The 16,008-nt window shown below is 51.2% G+C and carries 16 protein-coding genes and 3 pseudogenes; 16 read left to right on the forward strand and 3 right to left on the reverse strand.

All coding sequences use genetic code 11. From position 1 onward, the window contains the following. The 12 genes and pseudogenes from JJQ72_RS06515 (at position 1) to JJQ72_RS06570 (ending at position 8,508) form a co-directional block, all read left to right on the forward strand. Positions 1 to 330, forward strand: a complete 330-nt coding sequence (locus JJQ72_RS06515) for a MazG nucleotide pyrophosphohydrolase domain-containing protein (RefSeq protein ID WP_208203134.1) — start codon at positions 1 to 3, stop codon at positions 328 to 330. Further along, complete coding sequence (locus JJQ72_RS06520) at positions 327 to 989, forward strand: hypothetical protein (protein ID WP_208203135.1); 663 nt, start codon at positions 327 to 329, stop codon at positions 987 to 989. The genes JJQ72_RS06515 and JJQ72_RS06520 overlap by 4 nt, the downstream gene beginning before the upstream one ends. Before the next feature lie 17 nt (positions 990 to 1,006). After that, on the forward strand, positions 1,007 to 1,417 hold the full coding sequence (locus JJQ72_RS06525) for a hypothetical protein (protein ID WP_208203136.1): 411 nt from the start codon (positions 1,007 to 1,009) through the stop codon (positions 1,415 to 1,417). Further along, the gene (locus tag JJQ72_RS06530) at positions 1,392 to 2,240 is read left to right on the forward strand and encodes a hypothetical protein (protein ID WP_208203137.1); all 849 of its coding nucleotides are present in this window, start codon (positions 1,392 to 1,394) and stop codon (positions 2,238 to 2,240) included. The genes JJQ72_RS06525 and JJQ72_RS06530 overlap by 26 nt, the downstream gene beginning before the upstream one ends. Before the next feature lie 534 nt (positions 2,241 to 2,774). Then, the gene (locus JJQ72_RS06535) at positions 2,775 to 3,854 is read left to right on the forward strand and encodes a DNA-methyltransferase (protein ID WP_243895927.1); all 1,080 of its coding nucleotides are present in this window, start codon (positions 2,775 to 2,777) and stop codon (positions 3,852 to 3,854) included. 129 nt (positions 3,855 to 3,983) lie between these two features. Further along, positions 3,984 to 4,364, forward strand: a complete 381-nt coding sequence (locus JJQ72_RS06540) for a nucleoside triphosphate pyrophosphohydrolase family protein (RefSeq protein ID WP_208203139.1) — start codon at positions 3,984 to 3,986, stop codon at positions 4,362 to 4,364. Further along, complete coding sequence (locus tag JJQ72_RS06545; protein ID WP_208203140.1) at positions 4,361 to 4,531, forward strand: hypothetical protein; 171 nt, start codon at positions 4,361 to 4,363, stop codon at positions 4,529 to 4,531. The genes JJQ72_RS06540 and JJQ72_RS06545 overlap by 4 nt, the downstream gene beginning before the upstream one ends. 137 nt (positions 4,532 to 4,668) lie before the next feature. Next, complete coding sequence (locus JJQ72_RS06550) at positions 4,669 to 5,145, forward strand: hypothetical protein (RefSeq protein ID WP_243895908.1); 477 nt, start codon at positions 4,669 to 4,671, stop codon at positions 5,143 to 5,145. A gap of 63 nt (positions 5,146 to 5,208) precedes the next feature. Then, positions 5,209 to 5,694 (forward strand): ArpU family phage packaging/lysis transcriptional regulator, encoded by a 486-nt coding sequence (locus tag JJQ72_RS06555; RefSeq protein ID WP_138226581.1) that lies wholly within the window; start codon positions 5,209 to 5,211, stop codon positions 5,692 to 5,694. A 40-nt stretch (positions 5,695 to 5,734) separates the two neighbouring features. Then, complete coding sequence (locus tag JJQ72_RS06560) at positions 5,735 to 5,947, forward strand: hypothetical protein (protein WP_208203141.1); 213 nt, start codon at positions 5,735 to 5,737, stop codon at positions 5,945 to 5,947. Positions 5,948 to 6,212: 265 nt separating this feature from the next. Next, positions 6,213 to 7,247, forward strand: a pseudogene (locus JJQ72_RS06565) (protein prkA); the annotation flags it as partial. A gap of 190 nt (positions 7,248 to 7,437) precedes the next feature. Further along, positions 7,438 to 8,508: a protoglobin domain-containing protein gene (locus JJQ72_RS06570; RefSeq protein ID WP_347880728.1), complete on the forward strand. Its 1,071-nt coding sequence runs from the start codon at positions 7,438 to 7,440 to the stop codon at positions 8,506 to 8,508. A gap of 72 nt (positions 8,509 to 8,580) precedes the next feature. Here the strand turns inward: JJQ72_RS06570 and JJQ72_RS06575 are convergent, their stop codons facing one another. Then, on the reverse strand, positions 8,581 to 10,011 hold the full coding sequence (locus JJQ72_RS06575) for a SpoVR family protein (protein WP_208203142.1): 1,431 nt from the start codon (positions 10,009 to 10,011) through the stop codon (positions 8,581 to 8,583). 174 nt (positions 10,012 to 10,185) lie between these two features. On the opposite strand from JJQ72_RS06575, the gene JJQ72_RS06580 reads away from it, so the two are divergent. From JJQ72_RS06580 to JJQ72_RS06595, 4 genes are all read left to right on the forward strand, one after another. Further along, on the forward strand, positions 10,186 to 11,268 hold the full coding sequence (locus JJQ72_RS06580) for a Fe(3+) ABC transporter substrate-binding protein (protein ID WP_233281027.1): 1,083 nt from the start codon (positions 10,186 to 10,188) through the stop codon (positions 11,266 to 11,268). A gap of 66 nt (positions 11,269 to 11,334) precedes the next feature. Beyond that, positions 11,335 to 12,918 carry an ABC transporter permease gene (locus JJQ72_RS06585; RefSeq protein ID WP_243895909.1) on the forward strand — a complete coding sequence of 528 codons (1,584 nt, stop codon included), beginning with the start codon at positions 11,335 to 11,337 and terminating at the stop codon, positions 12,916 to 12,918. Continuing rightward, positions 12,915 to 13,574, forward strand: a complete 660-nt coding sequence (locus tag JJQ72_RS06590) for an ABC transporter ATP-binding protein (RefSeq protein WP_208203144.1) — start codon at positions 12,915 to 12,917, stop codon at positions 13,572 to 13,574. The genes JJQ72_RS06585 and JJQ72_RS06590 overlap by 4 nt, the downstream gene beginning before the upstream one ends. 175 nt (positions 13,575 to 13,749) lie before the next feature. After that, positions 13,750 to 15,141 (forward strand): extracellular solute-binding protein, encoded by a 1,392-nt coding sequence (locus tag JJQ72_RS06595; RefSeq protein ID WP_208203145.1) that lies wholly within the window; start codon positions 13,750 to 13,752, stop codon positions 15,139 to 15,141. 175 nt (positions 15,142 to 15,316) lie between these two features. Here JJQ72_RS06595 and JJQ72_RS20820 read toward each other — a convergent pair. Then, positions 15,317 to 15,514: pseudogene (locus JJQ72_RS20820) on the reverse strand (transposase); the annotation flags it as partial. 186 nt (positions 15,515 to 15,700) lie between these two features. Continuing rightward, positions 15,701 to 15,922, reverse strand: a pseudogene (locus JJQ72_RS20825) (IS701 family transposase); the annotation flags it as partial. Positions 15,923 to 16,008: the final 86 nt, after the last annotated feature.

Raw genomic sequence — 16,008 nt, forward strand, 5'->3', positions numbered from 1 at the left:
ATGCAGGAATTTATAGTGCTGGCCGTGCCGGTGATTGACTACCCGGTGAAAGGGTACCAGCCTGGAGACCTGCGGCTCAAGCTGCAGGAAGAAGTGAATGAGCTCATTGAAGAAGTCGAAGCCGCGGACTTTGATCAGCGCCGGATGCTCAGCGAGCTGATGGATGTGCTGCAGGTAACGATCGGGCTGATCCGGCAGCAGGCACGGGAGATGCTGCCGCCACAAGAAGCAACCAGGGTGGTCGATAACGTAATCCGACGGGCCAACACTGATCACTTGTATAAGATCAAGGAATATGCTCGGCAGCGGAATTGGGAGATCTCAAGATGACTCGCTTTGTCGGGATTGACCCGGCCACTAAAACCGGATTTATCGCCCGGGACCCGGACGGCACGCTACTGAGAGCGAAGGAGATAACTGGGATCAAGGCAGACACTCCTCGGATGGTCCGGACGCTGCACGATGAGATTTTACGACACCTGAAGCCAGGTGATGTGGTCGGCATAGAAGGGTTTGCGCTGGATGCCCAGGACACCAACAAGGTCAGCAGCGGATGTAACTGGGCTGCTCGTATGGCCACAGATCGGGTGATCGGCAGCTTCGTCTCCCCTCGGCCAAACCAGCTGAAGAAATACGTAAACGTCTCTGAATGGGTCGGGGAGCCTGGAAGCAAAAAGAGGCTGAAGGGAAAGGCTGCAAAACAGTTGGTCATCGACGCTGTATATGAGCACTGGGGATATAGAGCAGCATCGGACAACATCGCTGATGCCTACGTGCTCTCCATGATCGCAGAGGCTGTGTACCGGGTCAGAAACGGCCAGCAGCTCGAAGAATATCCGGTGTACCAGCAAGAGGTCATCATGGCCATCATTGATCCGGATACCGTCAAAAAGCCAAAAAAGCCAAAATCAAAAACGACCAAGCGCCGGGGGAAGCCTGCGGCGGCGGACAGTCACACCCAAAACGCGGAACAAACGATCTTATTTTGAGGAGGGAAGCATAGAAAATGGATGAGAATGAAAAACGCCGAGTATTTCAGTGGATTAAAACTCTAAGCATGAAAACCTTCTGGCAATGGATGAACGATGTCCACACCCGGGCCTATGCCAAGGGTATGAATCACATGAAAGAGGCTATGGAGTGTCATCCTCGGATCAGTAAGCCGATGGTCGATCAGGTGCTGCTGAAAGCCGAAGAGATCCGAGAAGAGTGGGATGGTCTTAAGACAGTGACGATCAACGACACTGAGGATGCACAATTCAAAACAGCCACCGAGTTAATCCATGGCCTCACAGCCACAGAGGCCTACATTTACGACCTGCAAGGTGAGGAGTTGATCATCATAGCTGGTCGTAGATTCATGGTCCGACCTGCCGGAGAGGAGGCCCAGTATGGGGACGTCAATACCCAACCGTAAGAACGAAATCGGCTCTCCGCCTGGTCCGGTCAAAGAATACACGCTGCCACCGGAAGAGGTCGCAAAAATCATCGGGCAGCCAATCGCTCGATCACATAAAAAACCAATTGATATAAGACCCAATCCAAATCCTAAGGAGGCGCATGAAGCCATGGCAAAGCTCAAAAAAGAGGATTACTTGGCACTGAGAGCTGCAGGATACTCTCGTAACAAGGCTGCACAAAAAATGGGAACGACATTAGCCAGCATTGAAAAATACTGGCTTGCTAAAAAGTGGGGCATCAAGGACGAGGCATCTGAAGAAGTAGAGATTGCTCTGTTCAAACATCAATCGGGTTTGGGAAAAAGCGATCAGCCTGAGGAAGAGAAGTCGGAACCTTCGGAAGTGAAAGAGGAAGCTCCAGCAGCTGATCCATCGCTGCAACAAGAGGAACCGCCGGCGCAGCCTGAGTCCAATAAGTCTGAAAAAACAGAAATCCCTCACCTTCCCGTTTCCCTCATGGCACCCCAGTGCGATGCTCTGAAGGCTGTGCTGACGGCTAAAGCACCGCATGAGATCGTTCTACTCCATGCGCAGACCTTACTCCATGTGCAGGCCGAGTGGAAAGGCGAACTGAGTCCATTGAACGATCTGCCCATGAACGTCCTGATCGAGGCGCTGTACTATGGCTATGAGATCGAGAGAAGTCCTGAAGAACTGCTGCTACAGGAATTTGAAAAGGCGAGTGCTCGGTATGGAGAAGCAGCTGCCGTTGCTTTTCGAACTGGTCTCCAAATGGCAGCGGAGATCTTCGGTCATAAAGTGGTCGGAGTAAATGCTTAGATGAGGGCCGAAGGAGGGGCACAAGACGTGAACCAACTCATGCTGGACATGCCGCAATATGGACCATGGATTATGACCCATAAGGGCGATCGCTCTTGCCGCCTCCTTGCCGATCGGCATTATTCCCGGCAGCATCCCGGACATCCAATGTTTACACGCCCAGGACGGAATTTGACGTTGAGAACGGCAGCCGGTGATGCGGTATGGGTTACGTGGTCTGGTGTGAGAGATGACGGTTTAGACGCGTGGGAATGCACGATATTCCGGAATGAATCGAAATGCATTAGCAGTGAATTAATTCGATTAGCTGTAAAGGCGACCATCAGTGAATGGGGATCTCCGCCAATAGATGGAATCATTACTTATGTTGACGCAGATAAAGTTTTAAGCACAAACCCAGGTTACTGCTTTAAAGAATCAGGCTGGAGGCAAATCGGCAGAAGCAAACGCAGATGTCTGGTACTCCTGCAGTATAAGCAGCACATACAGGAGGGATGAGACAAAATGATTCTGCAAGGTAACTGCATTCAGGTCATGCCGCAACTCGAGGCTGAATCATTCCATACCTGTGTGACATCTCCGCCGTATTGGGGGCTCCGCGATTACGGTTTACCATCAACATACTGGCCGGAAACGACATACACACCAATGCCCGGGTTGCAGCCAGTAACGGTCCCGGAATGGAACGGCTGCCTTGGCCTAGAACCTACACCTGAAATGTTCACTGCCCATATGGTTCTGGTATTTCGAGAGGTCTGGCGGTTGCTCCGGGAGGATGGGACACTTTGGATAAATTTCGGAGACAGTTACTCTGGGGCCGGAATTAAACGGGATGAAGGCTTGAATGAAAGATGGCACGGCAAACATTACTTGTCAGACAAGCAGGCTGCTTCTGATCTACATCGTCCTAAACGTCAGCAGCCGCCAAATCTGAAGCCAAAAGATCTGATCGGCATCCCTTGGCGCGTAGCCTTTGCGCTCCAGGCTGACGACTGGTACCTGCGAATGGACAACATTTGGAGCAAGCCGAACTGCATGCCGGAGAGTGTAGGGGATCGGCCGACCAAGGCTCATGAATACATGTTCCTGCTGGCAAAGTCTGAACGGTATTACTATGACTGCGCTGCGATCAAGGAGCAGATGGCCGCCTCCAGCGCTGCAAGATTATCACAGGACCTCAAGAAGCAGCGCGGGAGTGAACGCGCGAACGGCGGGGCCAAGACCAACGGACCGATGAAGGCGGTGGGAAAGGCATACAGTTTTGCTCGGAAGGTGAATGAGGGCGATGTACCTGGACAATCGAAGCAGCACCGTGCGGATAGGGAAGATGTTGATTACTTTGGATCGCGGAATAAACGGTCTGTTTGGACAGTACCCACAGCTCAATTCACAGAAGCTCATTTCGCAACATTTCCTGAAAAACTCATTGAGCCATGCATCTTGGCGGGCGCACCGGTCGGCGGCAGGGTCCTTGATCCTTTCGGGGGATCCGGAACGACTCTTAAAGTTGCTCTGGAGAACAACCGGGAATGCACCATCATCGAGATGGGCGAGCAATATGTGGAAATAGCGGAACGCAGGACAGCGATCGTGCAGCCGCGCATGGACTTATGAATGTCATTGATTATCGAGACCTTTACGAACGTCTTAAAGGCATAGATGCAAGCAAGTGGACACGGGAAATGGAACTGTTCTCGAAGCTTTACTACTGGAAGTTAAATGATACAAGGGAGAGATGAACGGATGAAATCTATTAATGAATTGGTGCAAGCAGCACATCAGAATGCAGTAGACAAGGGTTGGTGGCAAGAGGATCGGAGCTTCGGGGAGATTATCGCCCTGATTCACTCGGAAGCTTCGGAGGCGATGGAGGACCACCGGAACGGGAAACCACTTGCGGAAGTATGGTACGAGGCAGATGGCTATGAAGGGCCAGTCGTTCAATTCGATGTGCAAAGATACCCGGAATGGAAGCCCTGCGGCATCCCGTCCGAGCTGGCTGACATTGTGATCCGGGTGTTCGACGCCTGCGGCCGTTATGGGATTGACCTGGAACAAGCCATCACCGAAAAGATGGCCTATAACGCGACCCGGCCGCAGCGGCATGGAGGCAAGGCGCTGTGAACGCCTGCAAAGTCGAACACTGGACACCGGAGCAGGTCGCCGCACATCTCAAGGCAATCGGAGCAGACAAGCCGCCACAGCCAAAGGGCAGCGCCATGCAATATGAGATCACCGCTCCGCGCCAAGGGCGTGACGGTAAGTATCTGAAGCGAGGTGGGGAGTATTGAGTATAACCTGTGAATTATGCAAAGAGAAGCCCGCAAGACATAGAATCAAAAACACCAAGAATGGGAACGTACTTGCCATCTGCTGCGAATGTGCAGCCATGTTTAATCCAAATCATAATCGAGAGGGGAAATAAACCATGATCCATATGAACGTGCTTTTCAAGTCGATGCAGAAAGATGATAAGAAAGAAATCCTGAAGTTTGAAATCAAGGGCGCTGAGGATCTGGACGGCGAAGCAGAACTGTTTGATCTGTCCGGTGATATCGTAATTATCTCGCTGGAGGTCGGAGGGGACGATGTCTGCGGCGAATTGAATGCTGAGTTCATCTCCATTCAGCGCGACAGCAAAAAGACTGTGATGAAGTTTGGCATCAAGGGTGATAGTGATGAGAAAGCAGCTAAGCTTTACAGATTCGCCGGCCGCAACGTCACCCTGAAGGTTGCTCCGGGTCAGATGAGCATTGAGGAATTCAATGAGCCGAGAGAGGGCGTCCGCGGCAAGATCAACCATGACGGCACAGTAGAAGTGGACCAGAATCAGATGACGATCGATGAGGCTGCTGCTACAGAGGAAGAGCCACCAATGACGGACGAAGATGAGCTGCCGCAGTAATATGATGACTCCCCGGCTCCGGCCGGGGATCCCCCAAAAGATTGAGGTGATAAAGTGGGTCAGATGTCTTTTGAATTACCAGAGCTGGACAGGAAAAAGACGCAGGCGGCCGTCGAGTCGGCTTTAGAAAAATACAGAATCTTTAAATCTATAACATTTGAAGAGCGTGAAGCCAGCGTAACGGCAAGCAGCACAGAGAGGTTCCACGGTCCAACCAACGTGACAAGCGATCAAACGGCAGACATCGCTATTCACAACGTCTACGTTCCACAGGCCAGGCAAAACTATTGCGAAAAGGTGGAACGGGCGGTCAACAAGCTGTATCCTCGGGAACGCCTCTTGATCCAAGAACGCTACATGAAGGACGAAACAATAACCGACATGAAAGTCTACTCCTTTGTTTTTAACCCGCCGATCAGCAAGGATTTATATGCAAAGATTAGATGGACTGCATTTTATCGATTGGCCTTTAATCTGGACTACTTCAAAATCATCGATATTAAAAAATTAATCACGCCACAAGACGAACATGATGAGGGTCAATCCTGAATAATTATAAACTAGCGCGCAGCAGAGGGGGCAGAGCATATTGGATCCTTTGAAGGCGAATGTCCAAAACCCGTCGGAGACAGAGGTCGATATTAAAGAGCGCGTCACGAAGTACATCCAAGGTAAAAACGGACTCATTGGCATTGTCATTCCTCCATGTGACGAACCAACCAGCGCTCTGGATGATCTCTACAAAACGATTGCAGATATTGCGATCAAACAAGCCAAAAGGAAAGCCGCTCAGAATGACTGAGCGGCTTTTTGCTTTCTTATATCAAACACTGATTCTGTTCGTTTTCTAGTTTTCGATCGATATCATCAATCGCATCATCGATCAGTCTGTAATTGCGACCTACGAAAAAACCGTTGTTTATGGTATACCCTAAGTTATCACCACGTGAAGGGGTGGCTGTCTTTAGGGTCTGAATATCGAACCCCCTATGCTTAAACACGGTCACGTATTTCTTTTCCATCGAAACAACCCCTATCTTATTTAGAATTATCAGTACACTAACTATGAGCTCATCATTGCCCATACGAACGAGTCCGAGTACAAGGCCTTTATTGCGAACAAAAAGAACGAGGCGCTGCAGTCCCGAATGATCGTCATGCCGATCCCGTACAATCTGCGCGTCACCGATGAGGAAAAAATATATGAGAAGCTGATCGGCCAAAGTGATATGCGCCATATCCATGTGGCTCCCCATGCACTGCGGTCGGCTGCGATTTTTACCATTTTGACAAGATTAAAGGAAACGAAGAAGCAGGGAATGGACCTCATCAAGAAAATGCGTATGTATGACGGCGAGGAAATTGAGGGCTACAAGGAAGCAGATTTGAAGGAAATGCAGAATGAGTTCCTGGAGGAGGGGATGTCAGGCGTCGATCCGCGATATGTCATCAACCGGATCTCAAGCGCACTGATCAAGCAGGACCTTCAATGCATCAATGCGCTGGATATGCTCAGAGCGATCAAGGACGGTCTGGACCAGCATCCTTCCATTACCAAGGAGGAGCGGGAGAGGTACCTCAACTTTATTTCGGCAGCCCGCAAGGAGTATGACGAATTGGCCAAAAAAGAAGTGCAGAAGGCGTTTGTGTACTCTTTTGAGGAGTCGGCCAAGACGCTGTTCGAGAACTATCTCGATAATATTGAAGCGTTCTGCAACTGGACTAAAATCCGCGATCCGCTGACCGATGAGGAGATGGATCCGGATGAGCGCCTGATGCGTTCCATCGAGGAACAGATCGGCGTGTCTGAAAATGCCAAGAAAGCATTCCGCGAGGAAATTATGATTCGAATCTCCGCGTATTCCCGCAAGGGCAAAAAATTCGACTATTCCAATCACGAGCGTCTGCGGGAAGCGATTGAGAAGAAGCTGTTCGCAGATCTGAAGGATATTGTCAAAATTACGACATCCACGAAAACTCCGGATGCCGTCCAGCTGAAGCGGATCAATGAGGTCAGTACTCGCCTGATTGATGAGCATGGCTACTGTCCGGTCTGTGCCAATGAGCTGCTGCGGTATGTCGGCAGTCTGCTGAACCGGTAAATTCATTTCCATAGCCATCTCCCTAACGGCCTCTCAAGAGGCCGTTTTTGGCATGTTCTGGTGCATATATACAACCAATTAGGTCTTTAGGCTTGGGAAATTCAGGGTATCTTGGTCTATAATGAACCGGGGGACGAGGTAAAGAATGTAAGAGAAGGACTACCGGACTACAGCCTTAGGAGATGAGTGGATGATGATTAATGTTTCGCCGGAGAGACTTCAGCAATTGAGCTACATGGGTCTGCAGGAGAAGGAGCTCCAGCTTCTTACGGATCACAAGCAGGTATTTGAGAAGATTGTCAACGAGGTCGTGGACCGGCTGTATCAGCAGATGGCAAGCCGGCAGGAGCTGAAGGTGATTATTGAGCGCCACTCCAGCCTGGAGCGTCTGAAGGAAACGCAGCGTCAGTACTGGATGTCTCTGGCGGCAGGTGTGATTGATGAGGCCTATATTAACAACCGGATTTTCGTAGGTCAGATTCATTCACGGATCGGGCTGACGACGGACTATTATCTCGGTTCATATATGATATATCTGGATATTGCAGCGGAGCTGCTTCAGCGGGAAGCGCCCGGAAGCTGGATGCAGGTCGTGCATGCACTTAGTAAAATGTTTAACCTGGATTCCCAGCTGGTGCTGGAAGCTTATGAATTAAAGGAGAAGGAGCATATTCAGCAGCTGGCGGACGAGCAGCAGCATATGCTGGAAACCATTACGGCGGCAGTTCAGGAGCTCAGCGCGATGATTGTGGAGCTGGATCAGAGTGCAGCGGTCATGGCAGATAATGCAGCCCGGGCCGCTGAAGCGCAGGACAAAGCCTATGAGCTGACGGGAGAGCTGAACCAGGAGGTCCGCCAGATTGACGAAATGGGCAGCCTGATCCGGGAAATTGCCGATCAGAGTCATCTGGTGGGCTTGAATGCTGCGATTGAAGCGGCACATGCCGGGGAATTTGGACGAGGCTTTGAGGTGGTAGCCGGCGAGGTACGCAAGCTGGCCAGTCACTCGCGCGGTGCGATGGAGCAGATCCAGGATAAGGTGAACAGCATTATCGCCAAGCTGGAGCAGGTGGAGCAGGACTCGGAGCAGTCGGCGATGAATGCACGCCATCAGGCGGCCAGCTCGCAGGAGCTGTCCTCATTCGTCAAGATGATGGAGAAGCTGGCGAATGATCTGGAGGCGCTGCAGCGTACCGGTCAGCCGGATGAAAGCGAAGTGCGGACAGCGGCAGCAGCCGAGCCTGCAGTCGGGATTCTTTAAGAAGCGCAAGAAGCAGGGCTGATCTGCGGCAGACTTTATTCTGACCGCGGATCAGCCCTGTTTCGTATAGATTTATAGAAATTTGCGGCTTACCTTTTTGCCATCGTATACCATGAGCAGCGGCTTCTCCTCGACCACCGTTTCCAGGTAAACAGTCTTTCCCCACAGCTGATACACATAGGGCAGTGTACGCTCTACATACTTCAAATCCAGCTCCTGTCCTTCGAACTGATGCAGCAGGTACAGCTCGCCATGGCCGAGGTAGTCTCCGTTCTTGACGACAAGGTAAGGAAAGCCGCCGTTAACGCGGGCGTAAACCAGCTGATCCCGGATGTTCTCCCAGGATTTATCGGTAATTTTCCACTCCGGGCCCTTTTTCTCAAACACATACAAATCCAGCTCCTTAACCAGATCCTTCGTCAAATAATTACGGATGAAGGAGATATCGGCATCATTCTCGCGGACCTCGAACATCTTTTCCCGGCCGCTGCCGGGTACCCGGCCGAAGCGTTCCCTTTCCTCCGGGGAGGGATGATCCCACCGCTTCTCAATATCCTCGAATATTTTCAGGCCCAGATAATACGGATTCAACGTATGCTTGGAAGGCTGAACGACGGAGGCATTCAGCTTGGCATATTCCACGGTTTCCTCCGCGGTCAGATCCAGCTCCCGCATGATTCGCTGGTGGAAGAAGCTGGCCCAGCCTTCATTCATAATCTTGGTTTCAATTTGTGCCCAGAAATAGAGCATTTCATCGCGCAGCATGGTCAGAATATCCCGCTGCCACGGCTCAAGAATGGATGAATACTCCTCAATAAACCATAGAAGATCCTTTTCCGGCCGGGGAGGGAATATCGGTGACGCTTTTTTCTTCTCCGGCTCTTTGGAGTTCTCCAGCGACCATAGGTCATCATAGGGTGAAGCGGCGGCAGCCTTACCTTTAGAAGAGGCGCGCTGCTGCATGGAAGAAACATAATCCTCCTTCGACATCCGGTAAGGCTTCACGATGGAAGGATCGACATGCTCCTGGATGGCGAGCACGGCATCAATAAACTGCTCCACGACCAAGGCTCCGTGCTGCTTCTCGTAGTCACTGATTCGTTCTGCAGTCGCGGTCATGCTCTCGACCATATTGCGATTGGTCTTGGAGAAGCGGGCATTGTTCTTGAAGAAATCGCAATGGGCCAGCACGTGCGCCACAATGAGCTTATTCTGAACGAGGGAGTTGCTGTCCAGCAGAAACGCATAGCAGGGGTTGGAATTGATAACGAGCTCGTAAATTTTACTTAGGCCCAGGTCGTACTGGAGCTTCATTTTGTTAAACGTCTTTCCAAAGCTCCAATGAGAAAAGCGGGTAGGCATACCATAAGCTCCGAACGTATAAATAATGTCCGACGGACAAATCTCATAGCGCATGGGATAGAAATCCAGGCCAAGGCTTGCGGCGACCTCGGTAATTTCGGCAATAGCATACTCCAGCTTTTTCAGGTCCGTGGATGGCATTGTGTGTTCCTCCATTTCTTCGCAGGGCTATTGATATGTATATTCCGCCGCCGCCGGGAATAGTAGAAGAAGCCGCATAAGTAATGCTTGACAGGTTAAACGTAATGAATTATGATTCATTTCGGGTAGCAAGTGATAATGATAATCATTTACATAAAAAAGGGAGTGTCGAGATTGAAATTTCGGAAGTTTGTAGCGCCTATGGTAAGTATTGTGATGGCAGCAGGCCTGCTGGCAGGCTGCGGTGCTGAGAAAGAAGCAGAGGAGAGCACCGGAGGCGCAGCCGGCACGGCTGCGGAAACCGAGAAAGTGGTTCATGTTTACTCCTCCCGCAGCTATGATGTAGACAAGCTGTTGTTCGAGAAGTTTAAAGAAGAAACCGGCATTGAGGTCAAGGTGATTGACGGCAAGGCGGAGGAATTAATTGAAAGATTGAAGCGCGAAGGTGAAAATACACAGGCAGATGTGTTCATGACCGTTGACGGCGGTGTGCTGAACACGGCCAAGCAGGCGGACATCCTGCAGCCAATTACGTCTGAAACCGTGAATCAGCAGGTGCCTCAAGAGCTGCGCGACCCTGAGAATCAATGGGTTGGCTTGTCCAGCCGTGCCCGTGTCATCGTCTATTCCAAGGATCGGGTGAAGCCGGAGCAGTTGTCCACTTATGAAGATCTCGCAGGTCCCGACTGGAAGGGAAAAGTGCTAGTTCGTCCATCCTCTAACCTGTATAATCAATCGCTGCTGGCTTCCTTTATCGAGTTGAACGGTGCGGAGCAGGCAGAGCAATGGTCCCAAGGTCTGGTGGCGAATATGGCCCGCACGCCGGAAGGCAATGACCGCGATCAGGCCAAAGCCGTTGTAGCAGGCGTTGGCGATGTAGCGATTATGAACACGTATTATATTGGCTTGCTGCTGAACTCTGCAGATCCGGAAGAAGTGAAGGTTGGGAATCAGGTTGGCGTATTCTTCCCGAACCAGGAGACGACCGGAACTCATATCAACGTCAGCGGTGCAGCCCTGACCAAGCATGCCAAGAACAAGGATTATGGAGTTCAGCTGATTGAATTCTTGACAGGCAAGGAAGCTCAAGGTATGATTTCGAAAGAGAATTACGAATTCCCAGTGAACCCGGAAGCTGAAGTTCCGGAGCTTCTCAAATCCTGGGGCAGCTTCAAGACTCAGGTGATTGAGCTTGGCAAGCTGGGTGAGCGTAACGCTGAAGCTGTAGAAATCATGAATAAGACAGGTTGGAAATAATACATGCTTTTTAGACAGATACGTTCGTATTTTATAAATAAGCTAAACGGCTGGTGGCTCATCAGCATGTTGGGGGCGGCAGTGATACTGCTGCCTATTTTGTTTGTATTTCTATCTATCTTTGAACCACCGAGTGAGCATTGGGCCCACATCAAGCAATACTTGATTAAGGATTACATGCTGGAGACGCTGATCCTGACTGGAATAACAGCGGTTACAACGATGCTGCTGGGCGTATCGCTGGCGTGGTTTGTGACCGTGTTTGATTTTCCGGGAAGATCCATTCTGCGCTGGGCGCTGGTGCTGCCTCTGGCGGTTCCGCCCTATATCGGGGCTTATACGTACAGTACGATGTTCAGCTACACCGGAGTGGTACAGGGTACGCTGCGGGATTTCGGACTTGAGCCCTCTCAGGAGTGGATCAGCCTGACCTCTATGCGCGGCGCCGTCGTCGTATTCACCTTATTTCTGTATCCCTATGTGTATCTCGTAACGCGAGCCTTTCTGGAGAGGCAAAGTGCGGCCTTTATTGAGAATGCAAGACTGCTGGGAAGAGGCAGCCTGTCGATTTTTTTTCGTGTCGTCATGCCGATTAGCCGCCCGGCGATTGTTGGGGGTTTGAGCCTGGTCGTCTTTGAAGTGCTTAGCGACTACGGGGTTACCCAGTACTTTGGACTTCAGACCGTTACAACAGCCATCTTCAAAACCTGGTTCGGGATGTATGATGTGAATTCAGCCATGAGGCTTGCCGCCTGGCTGATGGTCGTTCTGGCCGGCGTATTCCTGCTGGAGCGCCTGCTGCGCCGCAGCCGCCGATTCAGCTCCAGCACCAGCAAGTCTAAACCGCTGCAGCCAGCGAAGCTGAGCCGGGTCAAGGGAATGGGTATTCTGCTATACGGGGCTGCGGTACTGGCGGCAGCGTTTGCTGTACCGATCGTGCAGCTTTCTGTCTGGGCAGGCTGGACGTTCCGGGATGTGTGGAATGATCAGTTCATGTATTATGTAGGAAGAACCTTATATACAGCGGCTGCCGCAACGGCCATCATCATGATATTGTCGCTTGTGGTCGGCAATGCCACCCGCTCACGGACCTGGGGGGCTGCACTGCTGTCCCGGCTGGTTATTGCCGGTTACTCTATTCCCGGTGCTATTATCGCAATCGGTGTGCTGGGCGTCTTCCTCCGTCTCGACCAGGCTTATATTAAGCTGCATGCTGCACTGGGAGGAACAGGAACCCCTGTGATCCTGAGTCTGACAGCCGGGATGCTTATCTTCGGGTATGTGGTCCGATTTATGGCGACAGGCTATAATGCCGTGGAGGTTGGCTTCGAGAAGACAGGCACGCGCTATACGGAAGCCTCACGATTGCTTGGCAGAAGCAGACTGGCGACCTTTTGGAGGATCGAGCTTCCTTTGATTCGAGGAGCTGTCCTCAGCGGCTGCATACTGACCTTTGTTGAAATCTGCAAGGAGCTGCCGCTGGCGCTGCTGCTGCGTCCGTTTGATTTTGAAACGTTATCTACGAAGACGTATCAATATGCCAATAATGAGCAGATTCATGAGGCCTCGGTGCCGGCACTGCTTATTATTAGCATCAGCTTTATCTCGGTATATGTACTTCACAATCTGGATAAGAGGTGGGAAGCATGAGTATTGTTGAGATTGAGCAGCTGACCTTCAGCTATGCTCGAGCGATGAAGCCGGTCATTCAGGAGCTGAGCCTGGCGGTGGAGCAGGGAGAAATCGTCGGCATCGTCGGCAGCAGCGGGAATGGAAAAAGCACGCTGCTGCGCCTGATCGCCGGCCTGGAGGCGCCGGACTCCGGCGTCATCCGGATCAACGGGGTTCAGGTGAATGGCGCTCACACCTTTGTACAGCCGGAGCACCGCGGGGTCGGCATGGTCAGTCAGGACTACGCCTTGTTTCCGCATATGAATGTAAGAAGCAATATCGCTTTTGGACTGCATAAGCAATCCCGCAAAGAACGGGCACAGCGGGTCGCCGAGCTCCTGGAGCTGATCCGGATGCAGGGCTTTGAGGATCGTTATCCCCATGAGCTGAGCGGCGGACAGCAGCAGCGGGTTGCCCTGGCACGGACGATGGCCCCGCGGCCGAATGTGGTGCTTATGGATGAGCCGTTCAGCAGCCTGGATGCAGAACTGAAGCATTCCATTCGGCGGGAGCTGCGGGACATCGTCAAGGCAGCCCAGATGACTTGCCTGTTTGTTACGCATGACCAGGCCGATGTGGAAGCGATGAGCGACCGCTACATCCGCTTGTGCAAGCCGCAGCTGGTAACTTTGTAACAGGTGATACAGTCTTTTTTTCAAATATAGGATACGAGTTGGATACAAGCTCTCCAGGACTATGCGCTGGGGGGCTTTTGGCTTAGAAGAAATAGACGGGAACATTTTGGATATGGTATGCTTTACGAATATTGTCGAGGACAGGAAAAGTCAGTAAAAAGGAGCAATAGAATCCATGACAGGCAAGAAACCACAGCGAAGCACATTTCATAAACGGCTGGATCATATGATCGCCACGCTGAGAAATCAGATCGTAAGCGGTAATTACGCTCCGGGAGAGATGCTGCCGTCGATCGCCGAGCTTGGAGAGCAGTATGGACTGAGCAAGAATTCGGTCCGCAAGGGGCTGGAGCTGCTAAGCGAGGAAGAACTGATTATGAAGCTGCCCAAGGTAGGAGCGCGGGTGCTGCACCCCGTCCCGGAGCGCCAGATCAAGATCAAGCTTGGCTGCTATAAGAATATAGCTAAGGAAGCGAAGCTGGATGCTCTGCTGCAGGCTTTTCACGCTAAATATCCCCAGATTGAGGTGCAGAGCTTTCTTCTGCCGTATGATCCCTATCATACGACAGTGAAGGAGTTCATGGACAATGATTGGCTGGATGTCATGACGATGAATTACAGTGACTTCAAGCTGTTCAGCACAGATACCGAGTCGGAGTATCTGGAGGAGCTGGATTCCTTCCCGGGAACCTATAAATTCCTCTCTAAACTATTCACCTATAATGAACGGCTGTTGGCCGTTCCATGGATTTTCTCGCCGGTCATCCTGGCTTATAATCAATCTCATTTTACACAAAGCGGACTGACAGAGCCGAACAGCAGCTGGACCTGGGAGGATCTGAAAGCAGCGGCTGCCAAGCTGGCTGCCGATCATGGCGGCTTCGGATTCTATTATCATATGCCGTCGAGCAACCGATGGCCGATCATGCTGCTGCAGAACGGATTTGTAAACGGTGCGGAGAACGCAGAGGCAGAGAAGGCGAAGTTCATAGCCAGTATTGAGGAGTGCCGGGACCTGATTGTTAACCAGAGCTACTCACCGCTTCATTTCTCCGAGAGCAATGCCGATGTGGAAGAGCTATTTGCAAGAGGCAAAGCCTCCATGATTCTGTGTACCTATTACAGCCTCAATAAAATGCAATCGGCTGACGTCGATTATGACATTGCGCCGATCCCGAGAAGGGACACTCCCGCAACACTGCTGCTGACCACCGGGCTCGCGGTTAATGCAAGATCCAGGCACAAGCATGCAGCCAAGCTGCTGGTGGACTTTCTCCTCTCCGAGGAGGCGCAGCTCATGATCCGCAAGCAGACACTCTCGATTCCGAGTTTGGAGCGGGCTGCAGAATGGAAGGGCGTGGATGAGCTTCATCGGCCTTCCCGGTTTCATATGTATCGTGAAATTATCCCCACTTTCAAGCTGATGACAGATCTGGGTCTGCATCACCGCGATATTATTGCTATTCGGCGGGAGCTGATGCTATTCTGGGCTGGCATGGAGGAGGCGGAGGCCGTGTGGGAGCGGGTTCAGCAACTGCTGGAGTTGAGAAACCCGGTGAATAAATAGTTCAATTTATCCAAAAGAAAATAATAGTGCAGCTCCCTAACAGCACAGGCGAATGAGATAAGCCTGCTCCTCTGGAGGCCACTGAAGAACTACCATAATTAAGTTTCAAAAGACTTTAATATAAAAAAAGGGGCACCGAGCTCGCAATAAAAGCGATGATATGCTCCCCTTTGGTGTAGATCAGGTTGTCTTTCTCCGAATACGCCGTGTCGCCAATCACGGTCTTTACAGTTACGCCAGCCGCGACGCTTTTTTCAATGAGTGGCTGCAGTTGCTTCCCATCACTCTTCTCTCCCGTCGTTATGGTCGCGGCGGTAATGATCCGTTCGTCGCTCATAGCGTAATGGGTTTTAAATCCAAAGAAGGTGATGTCGCAGGCCAGATCAATTTTGCTCTTTCCTTCAGGATCGTAACGTTCCAAAGCAAATGGATATACCTCATCGCCTGTACGAAGTAGCGCTTGAACCACCGTATGGCCATAAACATTTCCGTCTTTAAGATGAGAATACTGGAACGAAGCTCCTTGTATGGTGTCCACAGCCTGTGACGAAGGCTTCGTTTTCTCACACAAGGTATCGTCCAGGATGACAAAAATGGGACTCTGGTCTTGCCTGGCAGTCTTGTTGATTTCTTGAAAAGCAACACGTTGAGTAATACGCTGGAGAAAAGACCTGTTCCAGTTGCCGTGAGACAAAAAATGGCTTAACGTTCTGCGGTCTCGTTCGTGTAAACTTTCCCGATGAATGTCGGTCAAGGTTCCAGTGAACCCCGCTGAAAGCATGCCATCCACAAAATGATGGATGTGACGAAGCGCTGGTTTAGTGAAATAAAGGGGGGCTTCCACTGCTTAAAATAGTTGTTCCAATG

Source organism: Paenibacillus sp. F411 (assembly GCF_017582705.1).
Taxonomy (GTDB): domain Bacteria; phylum Bacillota; class Bacilli; order Paenibacillales; family Paenibacillaceae; genus Paenibacillus_AQ; species Paenibacillus_AQ algicola.